Source organism: Brevundimonas sp. GW822-FHT03E11 (assembly GCF_058801445.1).
The window spans coordinates 235,288-257,347 of record NZ_JBXANG010000003.1; the positions used below are offsets into that span (position 1 = coordinate 235,288).

18 protein-coding genes are annotated in these 22,060 nt (G+C 67.3%); 9 read left to right on the plus strand and 9 right to left on the minus strand.

What is annotated here, in order from left to right:
- Nucleotides 1-98: 98 nt before the first annotated feature.
- Entirely contained in the window at nucleotides 99-2,456 is a 2,358-nt protein-coding gene (uvrB, locus tag AC1RKE_RS06490; protein ID WP_348683290.1) for an excinuclease ABC subunit UvrB, read from the minus strand.
- A gap of 393 nt (nucleotides 2,457-2,849) precedes the next feature.
- On the opposite strand from uvrB, the gene AC1RKE_RS06495 reads away from it, so the two are divergent.
- A complete protein-coding gene (locus AC1RKE_RS06495) occupies nucleotides 2,850-5,750 on the plus strand; it encodes a TonB-dependent receptor domain-containing protein (protein WP_227975989.1) in 2,901 nt (966 codons plus the stop codon).
- 70 nt (nucleotides 5,751-5,820) lie between these two features.
- Here the strand turns inward: AC1RKE_RS06495 and AC1RKE_RS06500 are convergent, their stop codons facing one another.
- From AC1RKE_RS06500 to AC1RKE_RS06520, 5 genes are all read right to left on the minus strand, one after another.
- Nucleotides 5,821-6,339, minus strand: a complete 519-nt coding sequence (locus AC1RKE_RS06500; protein ID WP_082382738.1) for a restriction endonuclease — start codon at nucleotides 6,337-6,339, stop codon at nucleotides 5,821-5,823.
- Between the two features lie 30 nt (nucleotides 6,340-6,369).
- Nucleotides 6,370-6,621 (minus strand): hypothetical protein, encoded by a 252-nt coding sequence (locus AC1RKE_RS06505; protein WP_348683292.1) that lies wholly within the window; start codon nucleotides 6,619-6,621, stop codon nucleotides 6,370-6,372.
- On the minus strand, nucleotides 6,622-6,807 hold the full coding sequence (locus AC1RKE_RS06510; protein ID WP_348683294.1) for a hypothetical protein: 186 nt from the start codon (nucleotides 6,805-6,807) through the stop codon (nucleotides 6,622-6,624).
- A gap of 61 nt (nucleotides 6,808-6,868) precedes the next feature.
- A complete protein-coding gene (locus AC1RKE_RS06515) occupies nucleotides 6,869-7,054 on the minus strand; it encodes a hypothetical protein (protein WP_348683295.1) in 186 nt (61 codons plus the stop codon).
- 329 nt (nucleotides 7,055-7,383) lie between these two features.
- On the minus strand, nucleotides 7,384-10,485 hold the full coding sequence (locus AC1RKE_RS06520) for a class I SAM-dependent DNA methyltransferase (RefSeq protein ID WP_348683297.1): 3,102 nt from the start codon (nucleotides 10,483-10,485) through the stop codon (nucleotides 7,384-7,386).
- Nucleotides 10,486-10,608: 123 nt separating this feature from the next.
- Here AC1RKE_RS06520 and AC1RKE_RS06525 point away from each other — a divergent pair, with 123 nt between their 5' ends.
- The 3 genes from AC1RKE_RS06525 (at nucleotide 10,609) to AC1RKE_RS06535 (ending at nucleotide 13,916) form a co-directional block, all read left to right on the plus strand.
- Entirely contained in the window at nucleotides 10,609-10,941 is a 333-nt protein-coding gene (locus AC1RKE_RS06525; RefSeq protein WP_182713232.1) for a PadR family transcriptional regulator, read from the plus strand.
- Between the two features lie 26 nt (nucleotides 10,942-10,967).
- A complete protein-coding gene (locus AC1RKE_RS06530; protein ID WP_348683298.1) occupies nucleotides 10,968-12,074 on the plus strand; it encodes an HAAS signaling domain-containing protein in 1,107 nt (368 codons plus the stop codon).
- 66 nt (nucleotides 12,075-12,140) lie between these two features.
- Nucleotides 12,141-13,916 carry an SLC13 family permease gene (locus AC1RKE_RS06535; protein ID WP_348683299.1) on the plus strand — a complete coding sequence of 592 codons (1,776 nt, stop codon included), beginning with the start codon at nucleotides 12,141-12,143 and terminating at the stop codon, nucleotides 13,914-13,916.
- Between the two features lie 44 nt (nucleotides 13,917-13,960).
- Here AC1RKE_RS06535 and AC1RKE_RS06540 read toward each other — a convergent pair whose 3' ends face one another.
- Nucleotides 13,961-14,272 carry a hypothetical protein gene (locus AC1RKE_RS06540; protein ID WP_152950892.1) on the minus strand — a complete coding sequence of 104 codons (312 nt, stop codon included), beginning with the start codon at nucleotides 14,270-14,272 and terminating at the stop codon, nucleotides 13,961-13,963.
- A gap of 163 nt (nucleotides 14,273-14,435) precedes the next feature.
- Between AC1RKE_RS06540 and AC1RKE_RS06545 the strand changes: the two genes are divergently transcribed.
- Nucleotides 14,436-15,518, plus strand: a complete 1,083-nt coding sequence (locus AC1RKE_RS06545; RefSeq protein WP_183215031.1) for a bifunctional transcriptional activator/DNA repair enzyme AdaA — start codon at nucleotides 14,436-14,438, stop codon at nucleotides 15,516-15,518.
- Complete coding sequence (locus tag AC1RKE_RS06550) at nucleotides 15,511-16,050, plus strand: methylated-DNA--[protein]-cysteine S-methyltransferase (protein ID WP_183215030.1); 540 nt, start codon at nucleotides 15,511-15,513, stop codon at nucleotides 16,048-16,050. Before AC1RKE_RS06545 ends, AC1RKE_RS06550 begins: the two co-directional genes overlap by 8 nt.
- Here AC1RKE_RS06550 and AC1RKE_RS06555 read toward each other — a convergent pair.
- Nucleotides 16,037-16,735, minus strand: coding sequence for a LamG-like jellyroll fold domain-containing protein (locus AC1RKE_RS06555; protein WP_333896552.1), 699 nt, complete (start codon nucleotides 16,733-16,735; stop codon nucleotides 16,037-16,039). The two genes, AC1RKE_RS06550 and AC1RKE_RS06555, sit on opposite strands and share 14 nt — an antisense overlap.
- 22 nt (nucleotides 16,736-16,757) lie before the next feature.
- Entirely contained in the window at nucleotides 16,758-18,272 is a 1,515-nt protein-coding gene (ilvA, locus tag AC1RKE_RS06560) for a threonine ammonia-lyase, biosynthetic (protein WP_348684487.1), read from the minus strand.
- Nucleotides 18,273-18,547: 275 nt separating this feature from the next.
- Here ilvA and nadA point away from each other — a divergent pair, with 275 nt between their 5' ends.
- From nadA to AC1RKE_RS06575, 3 genes are read left to right on the plus strand one after another with little or no spacing between them, the layout of a single operon-like run.
- On the plus strand, nucleotides 18,548-19,627 hold the full coding sequence (nadA, locus tag AC1RKE_RS06565; protein WP_348684486.1) for a quinolinate synthase NadA: 1,080 nt from the start codon (nucleotides 18,548-18,550) through the stop codon (nucleotides 19,625-19,627).
- 56 nt (nucleotides 19,628-19,683) lie between these two features.
- Nucleotides 19,684-20,544 (plus strand): metalloprotease, encoded by an 861-nt coding sequence (locus AC1RKE_RS06570; protein ID WP_336969724.1) that lies wholly within the window; start codon nucleotides 19,684-19,686, stop codon nucleotides 20,542-20,544.
- A complete protein-coding gene (locus AC1RKE_RS06575; protein ID WP_395941924.1) occupies nucleotides 20,541-22,052 on the plus strand; it encodes an L-aspartate oxidase in 1,512 nt (503 codons plus the stop codon). The genes AC1RKE_RS06570 and AC1RKE_RS06575 overlap by 4 nt, the downstream gene beginning before the upstream one ends.
- The last annotated feature ends 8 nt before the right edge of the window (nucleotides 22,053-22,060 follow it).

Sequence of the window (22,060 nt, forward strand, 5' to 3'; positions counted from 1 at the left end):
GACCCCCTTAGCTATTTCATCATATCCTAGGCAATCTGAAGGTCCATGACCTTCATCCAATTGATCGCGCGCTGCCCGCTATGGCTTGTCCGCAGGCCCTACACCCTCCCCTTCCTAAACGCCTCCGCCTTCTCCGCCGCCGCCTCCCTGCGCCACTTCTTCGGCGCCGACCGGTCCACCTCTTCGCCCGCCCCCGTCAGGGCCTCGTTGGCGAATTCCAGGTCCAGCAGCTTCATGCGCTTGATCTCGTCGCGCAGGCGGGCGGCTTCCTCGAACTCCAGGTTGGAGGCGGCCTCGCGCATGCGGCCTTCCAGGTCCTTGAGCGCGGCCTGGAAGTTGGAGCCGACGAAGGGTTTGGAGGCCTCGGCCACGCCGGGGCGGGTCAGGCGGTCCATCTCGCGGGACTCATAGGGGCTGTCGAGGATTTCCTTGATGTCGCGCTTGACGCTTTCGGGCGTGATGCCGTGCTCGGCGTTATAGGCCATCTGGCGTTCGCGGCGGCGGTCGGTCTCGGCGATGGCGCGCTCCATACTGCCGGTCATGCGGTCGGCGTAGAGGATGACGCGGCCGTCGACGTTGCGCGCGGCGCGGCCGATGGTCTGGATCAGGCTGGTCTCGGAGCGCAGGAAGCCCTCCTTGTCCGCGTCCAGAATGGCGACCAGGCCGCACTCGGGGATGTCCAGCCCCTCGCGCAGCAGGTTGATGCCGATCAGACAGTCGAAGGCGCCCAGACGCAGGTCGCGCAGGATTTCGATCCGCTCCAGCGTGTCGACGTCTGAGTGCATGTAGCGGACGCGGATCCCCTGTTCGTGCATATATTCGGTCAGGTCCTCGGCCATCTTCTTGGTCAGGGTGGTGACCAGGCTGCGATAGCCCTTGGCCGTCGTCGCCTTGACCTCGTCGATGACGTCGTCGACCTGGTTGCGCGTGGCGCCCGAGACGGGGCGGATCTCGACCGGGGGGTCGATCAGGCCGGTGGGGCGGATGACCTGTTCGACGAAGACGCCGCCGGCCCGCTCCATCTCCCACGGGCCGGGGGTGGCCGAGACGTGGATGGTCTGGGGGCGCATGGCGTCCCATTCCTCGAACTTCAGCGGGCGGTTGTCGATGCAGGAGGGCAGGCGGAAGCCGTATTCGGCCAGGGTCGACTTGCGGCGGTAGTCGCCGCGGAACATGCCATTGATCTGGCCGATGGTGACGTGGCTCTCGTCCACGAACAGCAGGGCGTTGTCAGGGATGTATTCGAAGAAGGTGGGCGGCGGCTCGCCCGGCGCGCGGCCGGTCAGCCAGCGGGAATAGTTCTCGATGCCGGCGCAGCTGCCGGTGGCCTCCATCATCTCCAGGTCGAAACGGGTGCGCTGCTCCAGCCGCTGGGCCTCCAGCAGTTTGCCGTTCTCGATCATCCAGTCCAGCGTCTCCTTCAGCTCGGCCTTGATGCCGTTGACGGCCTGGTTCAGCGTCGGGCGCGGGGTCACATAGTGGCTGGCGGCGTAGACGGTGATCTCGTTCAGCTCGGCGGTCTTCTTGCCGGTCAGGGGGTCGAACTCCTGGATCGCCTCCAGCTCGTCGCCGAACAGGCTGAGGCGCCAGGCCCGGTCCTCCAGGTGGACCGGGAAGATTTCGATCACGTCGCCGCGCTTCCTGAACATGCCGCGTTCGAAGTTCAGGTCGTTGCGCTTGTACTGCAGCGCGATCAGGTCGGCCCGCAGCTTCGCCTCGTCGATCTGGTCCCCCACCTTCAGCGTGAAGGTCATGGCCGTATAGGTCTCGACCGAGCCGATGCCGTAGATGCAGCTGACGCTGGCCACCACGATCACATCATCCCGCTCCAGTATCGCCCGCGTCGCCGAGTGCCGCATCCGGTCGATCTGCTCGTTTATCGAGCTGTCCTTCTCAATATAGGTGTCGGTGCGGGGGACATAGGCCTCGGGCTGATAGTAGTCGTAGTAGCTGACGAAATATTCGACCGCATTGTCGGGGAAGAAGCTCTTGAACTCGGAATAGAGCTGGGCCGCCAGGGTCTTGTTGGGGGCCAGGATCAGGGCCGGGCGCTGGGTCTGTTCGATGACCTTGGCCATGGTGAAGGTCTTGCCCGAGCCGGTGACGCCCAGCAGCACCTGATCCCGGTCGCCCGCCTCGGCCTGGGCCACCAGTTCGGCGATGGCGGCGGGCTGATCGCCGGCGGGGGTGTATTTCGTCTCCAGCCGAAAGCGCCCGCCCTTCTTGGCGCCTTCGCGCGAGGGGCGGTGCGGCACCCAGTCGGCCGGGGCGGCGACCGGCTCCTCCGGCGTCAGGCGCGGACCCGTCACCGGGGCGAACATCGGCATTTTCCCGGTGTCGCGAATGAAGGCGGCCGCCGCCTCCCGCACGCCGGGATCGGGCACATGGACGGGTTTGGCGGGGACGGGCTTGGCGGGCTTGGCCGCAGCGGGCTTCGGCGTCGAAGAACGGTTCATGAACAGAACTTAGTGCGGCGACGGCAAGGGCGCCAGAGAGCCGAAGAGCGCCTGTAGCGCGCAGAATGTGGCGCAGGCGGGCCAAAAAATGGCGACAAAACGTCACTACGCGAAAAGAACATGCTTCGATATGCCGCGACGTGGCTGCTGTTTTTCGGTTTTTCGTCGCTAATCGTACGTTTGTGCGACTTTTTGGTTGCGGCCCGTATTCCCGATCCTTAACAGGGTCACAGAACTGATACATTTGATGTATCGGTGATATATACCTTTGCTACCCGGCTACCGATCTAAGTAGTGTATCAATACTGTTTGTGAATGGGGCGTATGCGTACTCGTAAAAACACTCTTCTTTCTTCGACTATTGTCGGGGGATTGGCCGCTTCTATCTCGGTCTTGGCCGCTTCCGGCGCCTTGGCCCAGGACGCCGCCGTGGTTCAGGACGGAACGGCGGCCCAGGACGGCTCCGCCCAGGTCGAGGACATCGTCGTCATCGGCTCGCGCATCCGGCGCGACAACTACAATGCGCCCTCGCCGACCCAGGTGGTGACGCGCGAAGAGGCGACCCTGCAGGGCTTCGCCTCGACCACTGAGGCGCTGCAAAGCACCGCCGTCACCGGCGGCACGTCCCAAATCAACAACGCCTACGGCGGCTATGTCACCGACGGCGGCCCCGGCGCCAACACCATCGGCCTGCGCGGCATGAGCCCGAGCCGGACTCTGGTGCTGCTGAACGGCCGTCGCGTTTCGCCGGCCGGTTCGCGCGGTTCGGTCGGCGCGGCTGACCTGAACGTCCTGCCGACCGCCATGATCGACCGGGTCGAAGTCCTGCGCGACGGCGCCTCTTCGGTCTACGGCTCCGACGCCGTCGCCGGGGTGGTCAATATCCAGACCCGCCAGAACTTCGAAGGCCTGGTCTTTGAAGGACAGCGCAACGAGCCCCTGGAGGCCAATGGCGCGGGCGGTTCGACCCGTCTGTCGCTGACCGCAGGCGTTCGTGGCGATCGCTGGCGCGCCGCCGGTTCGATCGAGCGCTACGAGCGCGACGAACTGACCCTGCGCGACCGCGAGTTCACCCGTTGCCAGACCGACGGTTTCCGGAACGGTCAGGACTATATCGACCCGCTGACCGGCCAGTCGAAATGCTATCCGGTCACCACGACCGGCTCGAACGGCGTGACGATCAACACGATCGCCACGGGCGCCACGACCGGCGTCGCGGCGCCGGGCGCGACCGGCACGACCTTCAACCGCTGGCGTCCGAACTCGGCCGTCACGACCGGTCTGGTCGGCTTTGAGGGCGTGGGCGGTCCGGGCAACGACCTGAACGTCCGCGACACCTTCGAAGACCGGATGCTGAACGAGTCGCTGATCTCGCCGGTCGAGATCACCACCCTGTACGGCGAAGCCGGCTATCAGTTGAACGCCCTGGGCAATGCTGAAATCTACGGCGAGGCCCTGTTCAATCAGCGCAAGTCGTCGCAAACCGGTTACCGCCAGCTGGCGCTGGACTACGCCGTCGGCAGCCCCCTGATCCCCGCCAATCTGCAGGGCAGCGTCGCCTTTGGCGACCAAGGGCTGAACCAGGGCCAAGACGTCGGCGTGCGCGCCTTCATCGGCTACGGCAACGATCACTCCGAACAGGAAGTCGATTTCGGCCGCTACGTCGCCGGGATCAAGGGCGACTTCTTCGTGCCTGAATGGCGCTATGACGCCTATGTCAGCTATTCGCGGTCCAAATCGACCTACACCAGCGAACAGTTCCTGACCGACAATCTGATCGCTTCGCTGGACGTGGTCAGCGACGGCGCGGGCGGCTTCCAGTGCGCCGCCCTGGCGTCGAACCCCGGCTGTGTCGCGGCTCCGGCCCTGACGACCCAGACCATCGGCGGCGTCCTGCCGCAGGACTGGAAGGACTATGTCTTCCGTCCGGTGACCGGCACGACCGAGTTCATCGAGAAGGTCGCCAGCATCGGCATCGACGGTCCGCTGTTCAGCCTGCCCGCCGGCCGCGTCATGGGCTTCTTCGGCGCCGAATGGCGTGAGTCCGAGATCGACGACACCCCGGGCCTGGATAGCCAGCTGGGCAACACCTACAACTATTCGACCTCGGCCATCACCCGCGGTTCGGATTCGGTGAAGGAAGTCTTCGGCGAGATCGAGGCCCCGCTGCTGGTTGATCTGCCTGGCGTTCGCGAGCTGACCCTGAACGGTTCGGCCCGTTACACCGACTATGACTCCTACGGCGACGACACGACCTACAAGGTCGGCCTGGTCTATCGTCCGATCGACTGGATCACGGTTCGCGGCACCTACGGCACCTCCTACCGGGCCCCGGCCCTGTTCGAACAGTTCGTCGGCGCCACCAGCGGCTTCCAGTCGAACTCGATCGACCGCTGCAACGACTACGGCGCGCCGGGCGTGAACCCCAACCGCGTCGCCAACTGCGCGTCCGAAGGCCTGGCCGGCGACTTCCAGTCCACCAACAGCGTCCGGGTGATCACCGCAGGGGGCGCTGAGGCCGGCCTGTCGGCCGAGACCTCGACCAACATGACCCTGGGTCTGGTCGTGCGTCCTCCGATGCCTTCAAGCTGGGGCGACCTGGCCTTCGCCGTCGACTACTATGAGATCGAGGTCGAGAACGGCGTGTCGCGCACCGGCGCAGGCGAAATCCTGACCCGCTGCTACGACTCCAACCCGGAAGACTTCGCCGCCGACGCCGGCTTCTGCCGCCTGGTGTCGCGTGATCCGGCGGACAACAGCCTGACGGTCTCGGACAGCTACGTGAACCTGGCCACCGACAATGTGAAGGGGCTGGACTATACGGTTCGCTATCGCAAGGACGTCGGTCCCGGCACGGCCCTGCTGAACCTGGCGATCACCCAGTACACGGAGATCTCCAACAAGCTGTTCGAGGAAGACCCGCTGGTCGACTACACCGGCATGGTCAACAATCCGGAGTTCACCGGCACCGCCGACGTCTCCTACGCTTGGGATCAATGGCGCGTCCGCTATGGCGTCGAATGGATCCAGGGCACCGACAGCTACGCCTACTATGAGGAAGATCCGGTCACCTCGGACTACGACCTCGCGGTGGACGACTACTGGCTGCACAACGCCTCGGTCCAGTATTCGGCCGACGGCTGGACCGCCACCCTGGGCGTTCGCAACCTGTTCAACGAAAACCCCCCGACCATCTCGGCGGGCGTGTACAACCGGGTCGGCAACGCCCCGCTGTACTCGGGCTACGACTACCTGGGCCGCACGGCCTTCGTGAACCTGACCAAGTCCTTCTAAGGCGACGTCAGCGCGACAAGAACGGGGCGGCGGACTTCGGTCCGCCGCCCCTTTTTGCGATCGAAGGCGATTATACCGTCATGTCAGGAACCAGGGTCCAGATGCGTCGCAGCGGCAGTTCGGCGCGTATGTCGGCTGGAAGGTCATCGTAATGGGTCAGCAGGGCGTCAACGATCTGTTTGCGGTCCCAAAGCCGCACTCGGAAGTACAGCTCATTCACACGTTTTCGTACTGGCGGGCTAAAGCCGGACCAACTGACCAAAAGGCCATGATCGGCATGAACGTCATGGATGCAGCCGATCAGTCCTTGAAGCGTCGGCTGGTCCACCACTATGCCGCCGGACTTGACTTGAACGACAAGCTTGGGGCCGCTCAGGCCGAGGGCGCCCTGGCCTGCGACGATGTCGATGCCTCGATCCGGCCCGGGTGGCGAGACCTCGACTTGATATCCCTGAGTTCCTAAAAGGGCGGCGATCAAGCGCGTGAAGGCGTGGCCGGCGAACTGGCTGGATATGCGCCGCTCGATCTGGTCGCGCGCCAGTGCCGCCAGGTCGGCGACGTCTGAAGTCTCTGCTGCTTCTTCCCGCACCGTTTCGGCCGCCGCGAGGGTTGCGGGCGGTCAGGCGTCGAGCCGCGCGGCCTCGGCCTCGATCCGGCGGCGCCAGTCCGCAGCCTCGTCCGGGGGCAGGACGGCCAGCATCTTGGGCACGTTGCGCTCCATCCGCGCCGCCTTCATGTCCGCATCCCAGGGCCAGACCTCGGCCGCCTGCAACATCTCCAGCGTCCGCCGCAGGGTGTTCACCGCAATGGGATAGGGCACGACATAGGCGGGCGCCGCCGGGGCGGGGTCGCCGAAGAGGTCGGGTTGCACCTAGTCCTTGCCGTCGCGGCCGTCCGGTTCCTTGGCGACGCCCTTGAAGGGGCCTTCGCTGGACTTGCGCTCCATGAACTGGCCGCTGCGCTCGTCGCGCTTCTGCCAGTCGCCGTTCGAGTGTTGAAACTGAGTGCGGGCGGTGACTGCGCCGCGTCTAAAATTGCTTCCGGTGTTCTTGGCCATGTCGGATATCTCCAATCAGGTGCTGAAAGTTGGGGCGGGTTTTGACGCCCGCCCCGTTTGGTTAGGCGTAAGCCGTGAGTTGCCAGGTCACCGCGCGGCCCTGATAGGGCGGCAGGATGTTGCCTTTGGCGATCGGAGCGGTGGTCGTGGGATAACCCACGACCTTCCAGACACCGGATTCCGGGCAAGGATGCCCGGTGGTCGCAGTCGTTCCGATGGGTTTACGCGCGCTGTAGGAACCGTCCATGACGGTTTCTCCTTCTCAGCGGACTTGATTGTGCCCTACGAAGAATCGTATTCCTCTGAGCATGCTCGACGCGAGCTCCCGAACCCTCCGTCCGCTTATGGAGGGGTTGGGTCGAGGGAGGCGTTGGCGCGCCTCCCTCTCACCTCATGCAATCCGATTCGGCCGCTGCCGTCCAAGAAATTAAGACTCTTGGATGGTCAACCGCTTTGTGGGCTGCCTTGGCTGTATTGAGCTATATGTTGTGGGAAGTTTCGAGTCCAGACCGCACGATGTAGTGTCGATCCTGTTTTGTTCCATTTATGGGGACGATCAGCGGTTACTGTGGAAAACTATCGCCCTGCCGCCGCGCGCTCCTGATTGAGGGCGAAGAGGTGTTCGAGGACCTGATCGTCGGTCAGGTCGGCGGGCCAGCCGTATGCCGCCGCGACGGCGGCGTCGAGGCGGCGATGGGCCATGTCCAGCCATTCGGGGCGCTGGTTGTAGAGGTTGGTCAGGGTGCGGGTCTTCAACACCTTCGCCGCATCGTCCGAAACCGGCAGGATACGGTCGGGATAGCCGGGCACGACCTCGGGTTCGATGCGGACGAGGTCGACGGGATTCAACCAGGCCTCACGCTTGGCGTTCAGGTCGCGGGCGGCCTCGGCGATGGCGACGGCGCGCGGGTCCTCGGCATAGTCGGCGGCGGGGATGTTCGGGGTCAGGCCTTTGGGGAAGGGGAAGGTCTCGAAGGTGGTGGACGGGGTGTAGCGGGGGTCGTTGCCGACGCCGAGCCATGTGCCCATGCGCAGGGACCAAAGTTCGTGGAAGCGGGAGTGGAGGATGCCGAAGGTGGTGTCGTCGTCGCGGGCAATACCCACAATCGCGCTGTCGGGCACTACACTCGAATGCAGCCATCGGAACAGGCGATACTTAGCCACGCGTGGTGACCCAATATATCTGTCGAGCTTTGCAATCGACGACCGCAACTTTTGCTGGGGCTCTTGATAGCGCCACCAGAGCTCTCGATACGCCTTTCGTCGCAAGTGATCTCGAAGTGGCTTTACGTGCTTCAGGACGTGCTCAAACGGAGCTTCAAACAGAGATGCTGCAGCCAAAGTGCTCTTTGGACCGAAATCCACAATCCACTGCTCGGAAGACCTTGCGCTGATATCCCGGCCGTTCGTCCATGGTGCGAGGACAGCGGAATTGCTCTTGCCGTTTGGGTTTCGCGGAAGAACAAGCCAAGCGCGCGCCTGCTCGCCGGACACATTGAAGGGACCGTTTTTCATCGTTCCTATGAAGGCCACATCTGCGTTCTCAGGTAGGCGAACGGCATCGGTTAGGTCCACTTCGCTGGACGTAAGGTCAGCGTTGATGTCCGCGACGACCGTACCGTTGAGCCGCCGTTCAGCGAAGCCATGCCCGAAGGCTAGCATGGAGACCCGAACTGCAGCGCCTTGAAGAACCCAAGGCTCGTCTGCCCAAGCCTCCCAGATCGCGCCGGCGTCGGCGATAGGGTCGAGGACCTTGCGGCTGGCGCCGCCCCGGATGGAGTTGGTGGTGACGAAGCCGGCGCGTTTCATTCCTCCCCCGTTGGGGGAGCCAATCGACCGCGAAGCGGTGGAGGGGGCTTGACCCGGGTTCGGTGTCTGGGTTGAGCCCCCTCCGTCACGGCGCGAAGGGCGCCGCGCCACCTCCCCCGACGGGGGAGGATTGGGGCTGACTTCGCGCCAGGCCTTCTCGACCCAGTAGGTGACGAAGTCGGAGCCGCCGGGCACGCGGCCCTTGAAGGTCTTGCGGAGCTGGGTGACGTAGTCCTCGCCGATGTCGGCGATCATCTTCCTGTCGCCGAGGAACGGCGGATTGCCGATGATGGCGTCCACAGTCGGCCACTCCGCCTCGCTCCCGTCGGGGTTCAGCAGAGCGTCGCGGTTTTCGATCTGGTCGAGCTTGGCGAGGATGGGTTTGGGCCAGTTGCGGTAGCCGTTCTTCAGGCTCCACTGCAGGTCGCCGATCCACAGGGTGACGCGAGCCAGTTCGGCGGCATAGGGCTCGATCTCGATGCCGCGCACGGCGTCCAGGGTCACGCGCGGCCCCGGCGATTGCAGGCCGGTCAGGCGTTCGGCCTCGATCAGGGCCTTCAGCTCGATATCTTTTAACGCGTGGAGCGCGACATAGAGGAAGTTTCCCGAACCGCAGGCCGGGTCGAGCACGCGATAGGCGCTCAGCCGTTGGAGAAAGGCTTCAAGTCGGTCACGAGCCCGGTTGAGCGCCAGGGTGCGGTCCTTCTCCGCCTGGGTGACGGCCTTGCGGCGTTTCGCTTCGTCGCCCTTGCCCTTTCCGGCTTTCAACGCCTCGCCCGCTTCGTCGAAGATCGCCTGACGGCGGGCGGCGGCGGCGCGCGCCTCCTCGGCTGCTGCGGCTATGTCGGAGCGCGCGGCGGCCCATTCGGCCTCCAGCGGCCAGACGATGACGGGATCGACGATCTTCAGTATCTTGGCGCGGTCGGTGTAGTGGGCGCCTAGGGCGGCGCGCTTGCGGGTGGCCTTCAGCGCCTCTTCGAACATGGTGCCGAAGATGGCCGGGTCGATTTCGGACCAGTCGTGCTCGTCGGCGGTGTCGGCGACCAGTTTCAGGTCGGGCGCTTCCAGCAGCAGGGGCTCGGCGCCGTCGAACAGGCCGCCGTTGAACCAGTTAATGACGCCGACGCCGAGGAAGAAGCGGTCGTCCTCCTCCTCGCTGGCCATGGCGTTGAACAGGCTGGCCAGCGCCTTTTGAGCGCGGACTGGGTGGGTCTGAACGCCCCTAAGCGTTTTGGTGAACAGTTTGTCCGGCAGCAGGCGCGCGTCCTCGGCGAACATGCAGAAGACGAGCTGGTTCAGGAAGTGGGCGATGGCGCGCGGATCGTGCAGCGGCCGGTCGTCCTTGGTTCGGCGATCCTGAAGTCGGCGGCCCAGTTCAGCGAAGCGTTCGACGGCCTTGGCCGTCAATTCCTGCGGGCTGACGGTCGGCTTGAGCTTTTCCGAGCCTTCGAAAATCTGGCGTAGCAGGTCGCGTTTGGCCGGGTCGCGCAGGTCATCTAAGGCAAACTCATAGACCGCCGTCACGGTGTTGGTGAAATTGGTGCGGACGACGATCCGCGACATGTCCGAAGTCACCAGATAGGGCGGATTTTCAAGGTCCGAGACATAGGTCGCCAACTGGCGGAACGCCTTGTCCAGATCCTTGTGGGGGCCCTTGTACTCCCAGGCGAAGCAGCCGCGCCGCCAGACATCGGCCCAGCCGTCGTCGCCGCCCGCCTTGGTCGCGCCGCGCTCGAAACAGTAGCGATCGGGGTCGGTCGGCTGGGGCTGATCCAACAGGGCGCAAAGGTCGAGGAAATGCATCTGCGAGCCCTGCCGCTCGCGCAGGGTCGCGTCGCTCCATTTGGCGATAAAATCTGCGGCGTTCACGTTTGCTCCCTCGGGCTGTAGCTCCCTTCGCCTGCTTCGAGACATGGTGCAAGCTTGACTCCCTCACACAGTATGTCCCATACACTGTGTGTCACACACTATGTGACGCATGGAGACCGGCGGGTGAGTCAGGATGAGGAACTGCTGTTCGAGAGTCTGCGGCTGGAGCTGCGGCGGGGGTCTTTGATCCTGGCGGTGTTGGCCAGTCTGAGGACCGAGCAATACGGCTATTCGCTCAGGGTCGCCCTGAATGCGGCGGGCGTCGAGATGGAGGAGAGCACCCTCTATCCGCTGCTGCGCCGGCTGGAGAGCCAGGGGCTGCTGGACAGCGAATGGCGCGAGGAGGAGCGGCGCAAGAAGCGCTTCTACCGCCTGTCGGCGCGGGGCGAGGTCCTGCTGGCGCGGCTGGCGGCCGAATGGCGGGGCCTGTCGGCCTCGCTGGAGACGATGTTGTGATCATGGGGACTGAGGGAGAGAGCGGGATGGACCTGGTCGAACGGTATCTGAAGGCGGTGGCGGCCCAGCTGCCCAAGGCGACGCGCGACGACATCGTCGCCGAACTGCGCGACGAGATCATGGGGCGGATCGAGGCGCTGGAGGAACGGCTGGGGCGGGCGCCCGGCGACGACGAGGTCGAGGCCCTGCTGCGCGAGGTGGGCCATCCGCTGACGGTGGCGGCGCGCTATCGGTCCGGGCCCCAGTCGCTGATCGGGCCGGAACTGTATCCCTGGTGGCTGTTCGCGGTGAAGACGGCCCTGGTGGTGATGGGCTGCGTCACCCTGATCGGCCTGGCGGTGCGGGTGCTGGTCGGGGACATCTATCTGGGCCAGGCCATAGGCCAGAGCTTCGGCGCCCTGTTCAGCGGGGCGGTGACGGTGATCGGGGTCGTCACCCTGATCGGCTTCGTGCTGGAGCGGCAGGAGAAGAAGCCGGACTTCATCGCCAAATGGCGGGTCAAGGATCTGGGCCTGTTCGAACTGGGCGGCGACCTGGACGCCGAGACCTGGCGCGAGCGGCTGGCGCGCGGTCGCGATGCGGCCCGGGCGGCCAAGCCGGGGCCGGCGGTGCGCAAGAGCGCCGAGATGTCGCCCGCCGCCAAGGCCGTCGCCAGCGCCATCGCCTGGGCGGTTCTGCTGCTGTGGTGGACCGGCCTGTTGCCCATGGCCTCGATCCGGCCGGAAGACCTGGCCGGCAGTCTGGACGGGGTCGATTACGGCCGCATCCTGGTCCAGATCGTCGACGTCGCCTATTGGCCCGTGACCCTGTTCGCTGCGGCGCGGGTGGTGTTCGACCTGATGCGAGCGGCCTCGGGCGGCAATGCGCGGCTGACGGCCGTGGGCGACATCAGCTTTGGGGCGGCGGCGGCCTGGGGCCTGTTGTGGCTGTGGTTCTGGTCGCCGCTGAGCCCGGTGATCTGGGTCGGGACGGCGACCGATTTCTTCGACCGGGTGCGGAGCCTGTTCGACCGGACCGGGGACCACGGCGGCGAACTGGCCGCCCTGTTGATGATCATCGTGGTCTGGGCCTTCGTCGGCGAGGTCTGGCGCGTCCTGCGCGGCGTGGGGCGGATGATCGTCGGACGGTGTTGAACCTCCGGCCGCCTTCGCCGTTGCAGTTGAAACGGCGGCGACGGGCGGCCGGGTCGGGGCTTAAGCGTGACGTTACAACAGGGTTTGGCCTTCGGCCTGGTGGGGCTGACGGTCGCAGCCTTCATCTGGGGAAGGTTCCGCTATGATCTGGTCGCCTTGGCGGCCTTGGTCGCGGGGCTGGCGATCGGGGTCATTCCGGCGGACGCGGCCTTCGAAGGCTTTTCCAACGACGTCACGGTGATCATCGCCTGCGCCCTGGTGGTCTCGGCCGCCTTCGCCAAGTCGGGCATCGTCGAAATGGCCCTGAAGCGGATCATGCCGTACCTGAAGACCGAGCGGTCTCAGGCGCCGGTGCTGACGGCGGCCGTGACCCTGCTGTCCATGGTCACCAAGAACGTCGGCGCCCTGGCCATCATGATGCCGGTGGCGTTGCAGGTCAGCCGACGCACCGGCACCAAACAGTCGCGCCTGCTGATGCCCATGGCCTTCGGCGCCATGGCGGGGGGAATGGTCACCCTGGTGGGCACCGCCCCCAACATCCTGGTCGCCGAGGTGCGCGAGACCATGACCGGCGAGCCGTTTCGCATGTTCGACTATGCGCCCGTCGGCCTGATCCTGACGGCGGCGGCCCTGGTGTTTCTGGCCTTCGGCTACAGGCTGCTGCCCAAGGACCGGACCGGCACCATCGGCCTGTCGGCGGCCCTGTCGGCGAACGCCTATCTGACCGAGGCCCGCGTTCCCGAGGATTGGGTGATGGAGCCGCGACCGATCAACGCTCTGAAGGCCCTGGCTGTGGACGACATCCAGGTCATGGCCCTGATCCGCGATGGCAAGCGCAAGACGCGCCCGCGCGGCAACACCATCATCCGCCCCGGCGACACCCTGTTGATCAAGGGCGATCAGGAGGCGCTGGAGGGCTTCATCGACGCCGCCAAGCTGAAGCTGGTGCGCGGCGACCGGCCGGTGTTGCTGGAGGAGGCCAAGGACGAGGTCACTCTGGCCGAGGCCGTGATCGGGGCGGATTCTAAGCTGGTGGGGCAGTCGGTGCGGTCGCTGGATCTGTATGGTCAGCACGGGCTGAATCTGCTGGGCGTGTCGCGCAGCGGCTATGAGCTGACCCAGCATCTGCGGACGGCCAAGCTCCAGGCCGGGGACGTTCTTTTGCTCCAGGGGTCGGAATCGGGCCTGCCGGGGAGACTGGCGGAACTAGGCCTGCTGCCGCTGGCCGAACGGGAGATGCGGCTGGGCGGACAGAGGCGAAAATTCCTGCCCGCCCTGGTCCTGACGGCGGCGATGGTGATGGTGGGCTTCGGCCTGATCCCGGTCTCCATCGCCTTCTTCGGCGCGGCGGTGATCATCGTGGCCCTGGGCGGTCTGAAGATGCGCGAAGCCTATGCGGCGCTGGACGGACCGCTGCTGGTGCTGATCGCCGCCCTAATCCCCGTCTCGGACGCGATCCAGCAGACGGGCGGAGCCGATCTGATCGCCGGCGGACTGCGGTCGGTGTTCCAGGGCATTCCGCCCGTGATCGCGGTGGGTGGAATGATGTTTGCGGCCATGGCGGTGACGCCCTTCCTGAACAACGCCGCGACGGTTTTGGTGGTGGCGCCCATCGCCGCGACGCTGGCCCAGCAGCTGGGCTACCGCCCCGACCCCTTCCTGATGGCCGTGGCCGTGGGGGCGGCGTGCGACTTCCTGACCCCCATCGGACACCAGTGCAACACCCTGGTCATGGGGCCGGGCGGCTACAAGTTCTCGGACTATCCCAAGCTGGGGGCGCCGCTCAGCCTGCTGGTGCTGATCATCGGTCCGCCGGCCATTCTGCTGTTCTGGCCTATGTAGGTCCGCAGAAAGGCGACCGGTCCGGCCGGTCGCCTCCTCCGCAGTCAGGCCGAGCGGGGGGGCGAAGCCGGCGTGCAGGCCAGGCGGCCGTCGTCATTGCGGATCGCCGCGCCCCGGCAGCTGCGGACGCTGAGGGTCGACGAAACGGACTGACCGTTCTTGGCGATGCAGCGGGCGCGCAGCCGATCGCCGTTCAGAGTGATCCCCCGGCAGGTCTCACGATAGGCGCCGACCGGCAGGGCGCGCCCCGAGGCGGCGGGTTCCGGGCTGACCCTGTCCTGGGCGGCGGCGGTGAAGGCGACGAGGACGGCGCCGGCCCCCAGGACGGCGAGCGTGGAAAAAGGTAGGCGAACCAAGGCGTGACTCCCATTGTTTTATAACTGCGCCTCTGCGTGCGCAGGTGAGAGGTTATGTCGCATGGGGTCTCAGCGAAACCCCCCGTTCTCGGATAGAATTCTCACGCTCATCCATGGCCGAAAACCGCGAGACAGGTGCGGCTGAAACGCCCATTCTGCGCCGATGGAACAGACCCTGGATGCGGAAGCCTGCTGGCGGGCGCTGAGCGCGCGCGACGCCCGGTTCGACGGGCGGTTCTTCACGGGGGTCACCTCGACCGGCATCTACTGTCGGCCGGTCTGTCCGGCGCGGACGCCGCGGCGAGAGAATGTGGTGTTCCACCCGACTGCGGCCTCGGCCGAGGCGGCGGGGTTTCGGGCCTGTCTGCGCTGTCGGCCCGAGACGGCGCCGGAGATGGGCGCCTGGCGCGGCACGTCCAACACCGTCAGCCGCGCCCTGGCCCTGATCGAGGCGGGCGCGCTGGACGACGGGGACGCCGAGGCCCTGGCCGAGCGGCTGGGGGTGGGAGAGCGGCACCTGCGGCGGCTGTTTCGCCAGCATCTGGGCGCCGCCCCCGTCAGCGTGGCCCAGACCCGGCGGGTGCTTCTGGCCAAACAGCTGATCCATGAGACCGAACTGACCATGGCCGAGGTGGCGATGGCGTCGGGCTTCGGCAGCGTGCGCCGGTTCAATGAAACCTTCCAGGCCCTGTACGGGCGCCCGCCCTCGGCCCTGCGGCGGCGCAAGGCGGCGGAGGAGGGCGGCGGGCGCGTGACCCTGAACCTGGCCTATCGCCCGCCCTATGACTGGGACTTCGTGTCGGCGGCCTTGGCGGCGCGTGGGGCGGCCGATGAAACCACGGCGGACGGCGCCTGGACGCGGCGGCTGCGCAAGTCGGTGGATGGGACCGAGGGCGCAGTGACGGTGCGCCCCGGCGCGCTGGGCAAGGCTGTGGTCGAGGCCCGCATCGACGAGCTGAAGGCCCTGCCCGGCGTCCTGGCCCGGGTGCGGCGCGTGTTCGACCTGGCGGCCGATCCGGAGGCGATCACGCGCGACCTGTCCGCTGACCCCGAACTGGCGCCGGTCCTGGCCGCGCGGCCGGGTCTGCGCCCCGTCGGCGACTGGATCGACGACGGAGAGGACGCGCCCAGCGACCGGCTGACCGGCGCCGACGCCGCCCTGACGGCGCGGGCCGAGCGGTGGCGGCCGTGGCGCGCCTATGGGGCCCTGTATTGGACTATGATCAAGGAGATGAGCCATGACTGAACCCGCGACGGCGGCCTCGGACCTGACGCTGGATCGGTTCGCTTCGCCTCTGGGCGAGATTCTGGTGGTGACGGACGCGGACGGGGCGGTGCGGGCCCTGGACTTTCACGACTATGAAGACCGGATGCGGCGGCTGCTGCACCGCCATTACGGGCCGGTCGCCCTGAGGACGGGACGAGCGGAGGCGGTGCGTCGGGCGGCCGACGCCTGGTTCGCCGGCGAGCTGAGCGCCTTCGAGGGATTGGAGGTGCGGACCGGCGGCGGGGTCTTCCAAAGATCGGTCTGGGCGGCGCTGCGCACCATTCCGGCGGGCGAGACCTGGACCTATGGCCGGCTGGCGGCGGCGGTTGGATCGCCCAGGGCGGCGCGGGCCGTGGGGCTGGCCAACGGCGCCAATCCGGTGGCGATCATCGTGCCGTGCCATCGGGTGATCGGCGCGAACGGCGCCCTGACCGGCTACGCCGGCGGGGTGGAGCGCAAACGCTGGCTTCTGGCGCATGAGCGGGGCGCCGATCGGTTCAGCGTCGCGTGAACCGGTCCGGCGCCAAGGCGGCGGGGGTGAAGCGGGCCTGACGCACCGCGCCGTTGAAATAGTTCAGCCGATTGATCCGGCAGCCGACGGAGGCCTGTCCCGGACCCTGGGGCTTGAAGGCGATCGGATGTTCGCCCTGCAAAACGCCGTCGACATAGGACCGGTACATCGTTCCGTCGAAGGTCTGGGCCACATGGAACCACTGTCCGCAGGGGTACAGCCGCTCCGGGAAGATCAGGGTGTGGTTGTAGCCGGGGCCGCGGGTGAAGGCGTCCAGGTACCAGCGGTCGCGCACGACGCGGATTTCGAACAGGAAGCGGGTCTGGGACGGGGGCTGGCCCGCCGGCGCCTCTTCCGCCAGATGGAACCACCGCTGTTCGAAGGCGCCGCCGTCGGGACGGAACAGGGCCTCGAAGGTGAAGGTCTCGGCTCCGGCCAGCGGATGGCTGTCGATGAACAAGGCGTCGTCCACGCCGTCGAACCGCACAGCCCGGCCATAGGGGCTGTCGATCAGGGCCGGCGCACCCTCCACCGTCGTCCGCTCGCCGCCGATGCCGGCCAGCCGGTCGAAGGTCCAGACCGTCTGCCGGGCCGGCGCCCCCGACAGGGTGGCGCAGCCGCTGAGGGCCAGGGCGCCCGCACCCGACAGGACGGCGCGGCGATGGGGAGGGGCGGGATCAGACATGGCGACCGTCTTCCCCTCTGGGTCAGGTCCCGTCAAGGAAGAGGCGGCAGGCGGGGTTGGTGGTTTCATCGACGTAGGGATAGCCGAGGTCGGCGAGGGCGGCGGTCAGTTGAGCCTGTTCTTCGGGCGGGACGCTGAGGCCGGCCAGGACCCGGCCGACGTCGTCGCCGTGGTTGCGATAGTGGAACAGGGTCAGGGCCCAGGCGGGCTGGAGGCTGTTGAGGAAGCGCAAGAAGGCGCCCGGCCGCTCGGGGAACTGGAAGCGCAGGATGCGTTCGTGGGGCAGGCCGACGGTGCGGCCGCCGACCATGTAGCGGACGTGCAGCTTGGCGGTCTCGTTGTCGCTCATGTCCTCGACGGCGTAGCCGCCGGCGCGGAGGGTCGCGATCAGGTCGTCGCGCTCGTGAGGGCCGTTGCGAAGGGCCACGCCGACGAAGATCTGGGCCTGGCCGTCGCCGGACCAGCGGTAGTTGAACTCGGTGACCGAGCGGCCGTCCAGGCTGTCGAGGAAACGGCGGTAGTCGTCGCGGTCGTCCTTCATGGCCACGGCCAGCAGGGCCTCGGCGCCCTCGCCGATCTCAGCCCGTTCGGCGACATGGCGCAGCCGGTCGAAATTGACATTGGCGCCGGAGTTGACGGCGATCAGGGCGCCGGATCCGGGATGGGCTGCGGCCCAGGCCTTGAGGCCCGCAAGCGCCACCGCGCCCGAGGGCTCGGCGACGGCGCGGCTGTCGTCGAAGATGTCCTTGATGGCGGCGCAGATGGCGTCGGTGTCCACCAGGACGATCTCGTCCAACAGATCCCTGCACAGGCGGAAGGTCTCGGTCCCGGCGCGGCGCACGGCCACCCCGTCGGCGAACAGGCCGACCTCGTTCAGGGTGACGACCTCGCCGGCGTCGACGGCGGCCTTCATCGTGGGGGCGTCGACGGGCTCCACGCCGATGACACGGGTCTCGGGGCGCAGGAATTTGAGGATGGACGCAACGCCGGCGGCCAGCCCTCCGCCGCCGATGGGGACGAAGACGGCCTCTATGGGGTCGGCGTGCTGACGGGCGATCTCCAGCCCCACCGTGCCCTGGCCAGCGATCACGTCGGGATCGTCGAAGGGGTGGATGAAGGCGGCGCCGGTCCGGCTCTCCAAATGGCGGGCGTGAGCATAGGCCTCGTCGAAACTGTCGCCGTGCAGGACCACTTCGCCGCCCAGGGCGCGCACGGCGGCCACCTTGATGCCGGGGGTGGTCGTCGGCATGACGATGGTCGAGGGGATGTTGCGGCGAGCGGCGGCTAAGGCCACCCCTTGCGCGTGATTGCCGGCCGAGGCGCAGATCACCCCCTTTGACAGTTCGGCCTGGGACAGGCCGGCGATCTTGTTGTAGGCGCCGCGAATCTTGAACGAAAACACCGGCTGCAGATCTTCGCGCTTCAGCAGGACGGGCCGTTCGAGACGCGCCGAAAGGCGACGCAGCGGATCGAGGGGCGTCTCCTCCGCCACGTCATAGACGCGGGCGGTCAGGATGCGGCGGATGGTGTCTTGCATGGAAATATCAGGCAAAGCGCGGTCGGCAGGAAAGAAGTCGCTGATGCTCTAGGCGATATGGTCGCGGGGCGAAAGGTTCGTGCGCTTACCGAGTGCTGAGCGGCGCTGGTTGAACGGGCGAAGCGGTGCGGGATCGTCGCCGACACGGGTCGAAGGCCCTGCGAAAACACTTGGGGAGCTGATCGACTGAACAATCCGCTTGCGCCCGTCCCCCATCGGCCTACATTGTTTCCGCTTATGCTAACTTTGAGCATAAGGGTCGATGGGAGAGGATCATGGCCGACGGCGCCTTTGGTCTGACGCAGGAACTGGAGCGGGAGACCGCCGGGGTGTGGGCGAAGGTCAAGGACCACGTCACGCCGCTGGAGTGGCCCGAACAGGCCCGGCTGATCAGCGCGATCAATCGGCTGAAGCGCGAGCGCGACGCCGTGATCCTGGCCCACAACTATATGACGCCCGAGATCTTCCATGGGGTCGGCGACTATGTCGGCGACAGCCTGGGCCTGGCCAAGGAGGCCGCGCGGTCGAACGCCAAGGTGATCGTCCAGGCGGGCGTGCACTTCATGGCCGAGACGTCCAAGATCCTGTCGCCTGAGAAGACCGTGCTGATCCCCGACCTGCGGGCGGGATGTTCGCTGGCCTCGTCGATCACGGGGGCGGACGTGCGGCTGATCAAGCAGCGCTATCCGGGCCTGCCGGTCATCACCTATGTGAACACCACGGCCGAGGTGAAGGCCGAGACCGACATCTGCTGCACATCCGCCAACGCCGTTCAGGTGGTGGAATGGGCGGCCAGGGAATGGGGCGTGGACCGGGTCATCCTGATCCCCGACGAATTCCTGGCGCGCAATGTGGCGGCCCAGACGACGGTGGCGATCATCGCCTGGAAGGGGCACTGCGAGGTGCACAAGCGCTTCACCGCCCAGGACATCGCCGACATGCGCGACGCCTGGCCCGACGCCGAGGTTCTGGCCCACCCCGAATGCCCGGAAGAGATACTGGCCGCCTCGGACTTCGCCGGATCGACGGCGGCCATGACCGACTATGTCGAACAGCGCCGGCCCAAGCGGGTGGTGCTGATCACCGAATGTTCGATGGCCTCCAACATCAAGGGCGACGTGCCCAGCGTGGAGTTCGTGGGCCCCTGCAACCTGTGCCCGCACATGAAGCGGATCACGCTTCAGAACATCCACGACTGCCTGCTGAACATGCAGTTCGAAGTGACAGTGCCCGAAGAGATGATCGAACGCGGGCGGATGGCCGTGCAGCGGATGATCGACCTGCCGCCGCCGACGATCCCGGCGCGCTATGACATCGTCAAGGCGCGGCATCACGTCGATGTGGAGCTGATCTGAGCGACGCGGCGATCGGTCCCCTCGCCGGGGCAGGGCGCCGCGCCCATCTGGACGCCATGAGCAAGACAGACACACCCGCCCCCGCGCCCGACCGTCCCCTGGGGCCCTGGGACATCAAGCCCGAAACGGCGGGCGCGCGACCGGCCCAGACCGAGGCGGTCGCCGAAGAACCGGTCGAGAAGGATCAGAGCCTGGTCTGGTCCGTGCTGTCCACGGCCCTGATGGCGGGCTTCCTGTGGTGGGTCACCGGCAGCGTCATCGTGGCGGGGGCGGTTCTGATCGGCCTGTTCGTGCATGAGGCGGGGCACGCCCTGGCGATGAACCGGCTGGGCATGGGTCCGGCGCGCATCTACATCATTCCCTTCCTGGGCGGACTGGCCAAGGGACGGCGCGCGCCCCGAAGCGAGTGGGACGGGGTGCTGGTGTCGCTGGCCGGGCCGGCCTTCGGTCTTCTGGCCATGATCCCCTTCGTCGCCGTCGGCATGGCGACGGGCCAGGGCGAATGGCTGGCCGGCGCCTTCTTCATCGCCATGCTGAATCTGGTGAACCTGGTTCCCGCCCCGCCGCTGGACGGGTCCAAGGCCCTGGGGCCGGTGCTGACGCGGGTTCATCCGCGGCTTGAGCAGATCGTGCTGCTGGTCATCGGCGTGGCCGTGGTCTGGTGGGGCGTGTCCACGGGCCGGTTCATCCTGGCGGCCTTCCTGGCCCTGTCGGTGTTCAGCCACCTGAAGCGCGGCGTCTGGCGCGCGGCCTGGGGCACGCTGAGCTGGCCCGAGGCGGGCAAGAGCCTGGTGCTTTATCTGCTGACCCTGGCCCTCTGCGCGGCGGCGGCGGTCGGCGCCCTGACGCCCCTGACCGAGGGCGATCCGGCCGGCGCCGTTCGGCTGGGGCTGAACTATCTGGGGATCGGACGATGAGCCGAATGCGACATGAGGGGCCGGTGATCGTCGGCGCCGGACTGGCGGGGCTGTCGGCCGCGCTGGAGGCCGCGCAGGTTGGGGCGAGGGTTCTGGTCCTGACGCCGGAGCCGCTGCTGAGCGGCTGTTCGTCCGCCTGGGCTCAAGGCGGGATGGCGGCGGCCCTGACGGCTGTGGACTCGGCCGAGCTGCACGCTCGCGACACCGAGGCGGCCGGGGCGGGTCTGGTCGATCCAGGCGCGGCCCAGGCCTTGACCGAGGCCGGGCGCGAAACCGTCGAATGGCTGGCGGCCCTGGGGGCGCCGTTCGACCGGTATGCGGACGGCGGCTTCGTCGTCAGTCTGGAGGCGGCCCATTCCGTGGCGCGCGTGGCGCGGGTCGGCGGCGACGGCGCCGGGCGGGCCATCCTGTCGGCGGTTGTCGCAGCCGTGCGGGCCGAGGCCCGGATCGAGGTCTGGGAAGACGCCCGGCTGAAGGGGCTGATGCAGGATGAGACCGGCCGGGTGGTCGGGGCTGTGGTCGAGCGCGGCGGGCGGCCGGTCGAGATTACGGCGACGGCGGTGGTGCTGGCCACCGGCGGGGCGGGCGGCCTGTTCGCCGCCACCACCACCCCCGCTGTCTTGAAAGGCGAGGGCATGGCCCTGGCGGCGCGGGCGGGGGCGGAGATTCTGGACCCCGAGTTCGTGCAGTTTCACCCGACCGCCATAGACGTCGGCCTCGACCCGGCGCCCCTGGCGACCGAAGCCTTGCGCGGCGAGGGGGCGCGGCTGATCGACGGCGCGGGCGCCTTCCTGCTGGGCGAAGAGGCCGACGCCGATCTGAAGCCCCGCGACGTGGTGGCCCGGGCTGTCCATGCCGCGCGGACCGCAGGCCGGGGCGCCTTTCTGGATGCGCGCGCGGCTGTGGGGGAGGCCTTTCCGCACGAGTTTCCGGCCGTCTTCGCCGCATGCATGCGGGCCGGGCTGGACCCGCGCGTCAGCCCCATTCCGGTGATGGCGGCCTGCCACTATCACATGGGCGGGGTCGCCGCCGACGCCGACGGGCGCACGACGGTTCCGGGCCTGTACGCCGTCGGCGAATGCGCGGCGACGGGGGTGCACGGCGCCAATCGCCTGGCGTCCAACTCCCTGCTTGAGGCCGCAGCCTTCGGACGGCGGGCCGGGCGGGCCGCGTCGAGCGAGACGGGGGGCGGACGGCCGGTCCCGACGCCCCTGGCGCCCGATCTGCCCGAGGCGGCCCTGGCCGAGCTGAGGACGGCGATGACGGCCCAGGCGGGGGTGGTGCGTGACGAGGCCGGTCTGACGGCCCTGATCGCCCTGATCGACCGGCTGGAGGCCCGGCACGGGCCGGCGGCCTGTCTTCTGGCGGCGCGGCTGATCGCCCAGGCGGCGCTGGATCGGCATGAGAGCCGGGGTGGCCATTACCGCGCGGATTATCCGCAGAAGGCCGCGAACGCTGCTCATACGCGGATCAGACTGGCCGGAGACCTCGCCCTGGCGGCGGAATGACAGCCTCT

Bases quoted from the DNA above. Each gene is read 5' to 3' on its own strand.
- uvrB (WP_348683290.1), bottom strand. From the start codon at position 2,456: ATGAACCGTTCTTCGACGCCGAAGCCCGCTGCGGCCAAGCCCGCCAAG.
- AC1RKE_RS06510 (WP_348683294.1), bottom strand. From the start codon at position 6,807: ATGGCCAAGAACACCGGAAGCAATTTTAGACGCGGCGCAGTCACCGCC.
- AC1RKE_RS06515 (WP_348683295.1), bottom strand. From the start codon at position 7,054: ATGGACGGTTCCTACAGCGCGCGTAAACCCATCGGAACGACTGCGACC.
- AC1RKE_RS06530 (WP_348683298.1), top strand. From the start codon at position 10,968: ATGGACCTGGTCGAACGGTATCTGAAGGCGGTGGCGGCCCAGCTGCCC.
- AC1RKE_RS06545 (WP_183215031.1), top strand. From the start codon at position 14,436: ATGGAACAGACCCTGGATGCGGAAGCCTGCTGGCGGGCGCTGAGCGCG.
- AC1RKE_RS06550 (WP_183215030.1), top strand. From the start codon at position 15,511: ATGACTGAACCCGCGACGGCGGCCTCGGACCTGACGCTGGATCGGTTC.
- AC1RKE_RS06555 (WP_333896552.1), bottom strand. From the start codon at position 16,735: ATGTCTGATCCCGCCCCTCCCCATCGCCGCGCCGTCCTGTCGGGTGCG.
- ilvA (WP_348684487.1), bottom strand. From the start codon at position 18,272: ATGCAAGACACCATCCGCCGCATCCTGACCGCCCGCGTCTATGACGTG.
- nadA (WP_348684486.1), top strand. From the start codon at position 18,548: ATGGCCGACGGCGCCTTTGGTCTGACGCAGGAACTGGAGCGGGAGACC.
- AC1RKE_RS06570 (WP_336969724.1), top strand. From the start codon at position 19,684: ATGAGCAAGACAGACACACCCGCCCCCGCGCCCGACCGTCCCCTGGGG.
- AC1RKE_RS06575 (WP_395941924.1), top strand. From the start codon at position 20,541: ATGAGCCGAATGCGACATGAGGGGCCGGTGATCGTCGGCGCCGGACTG.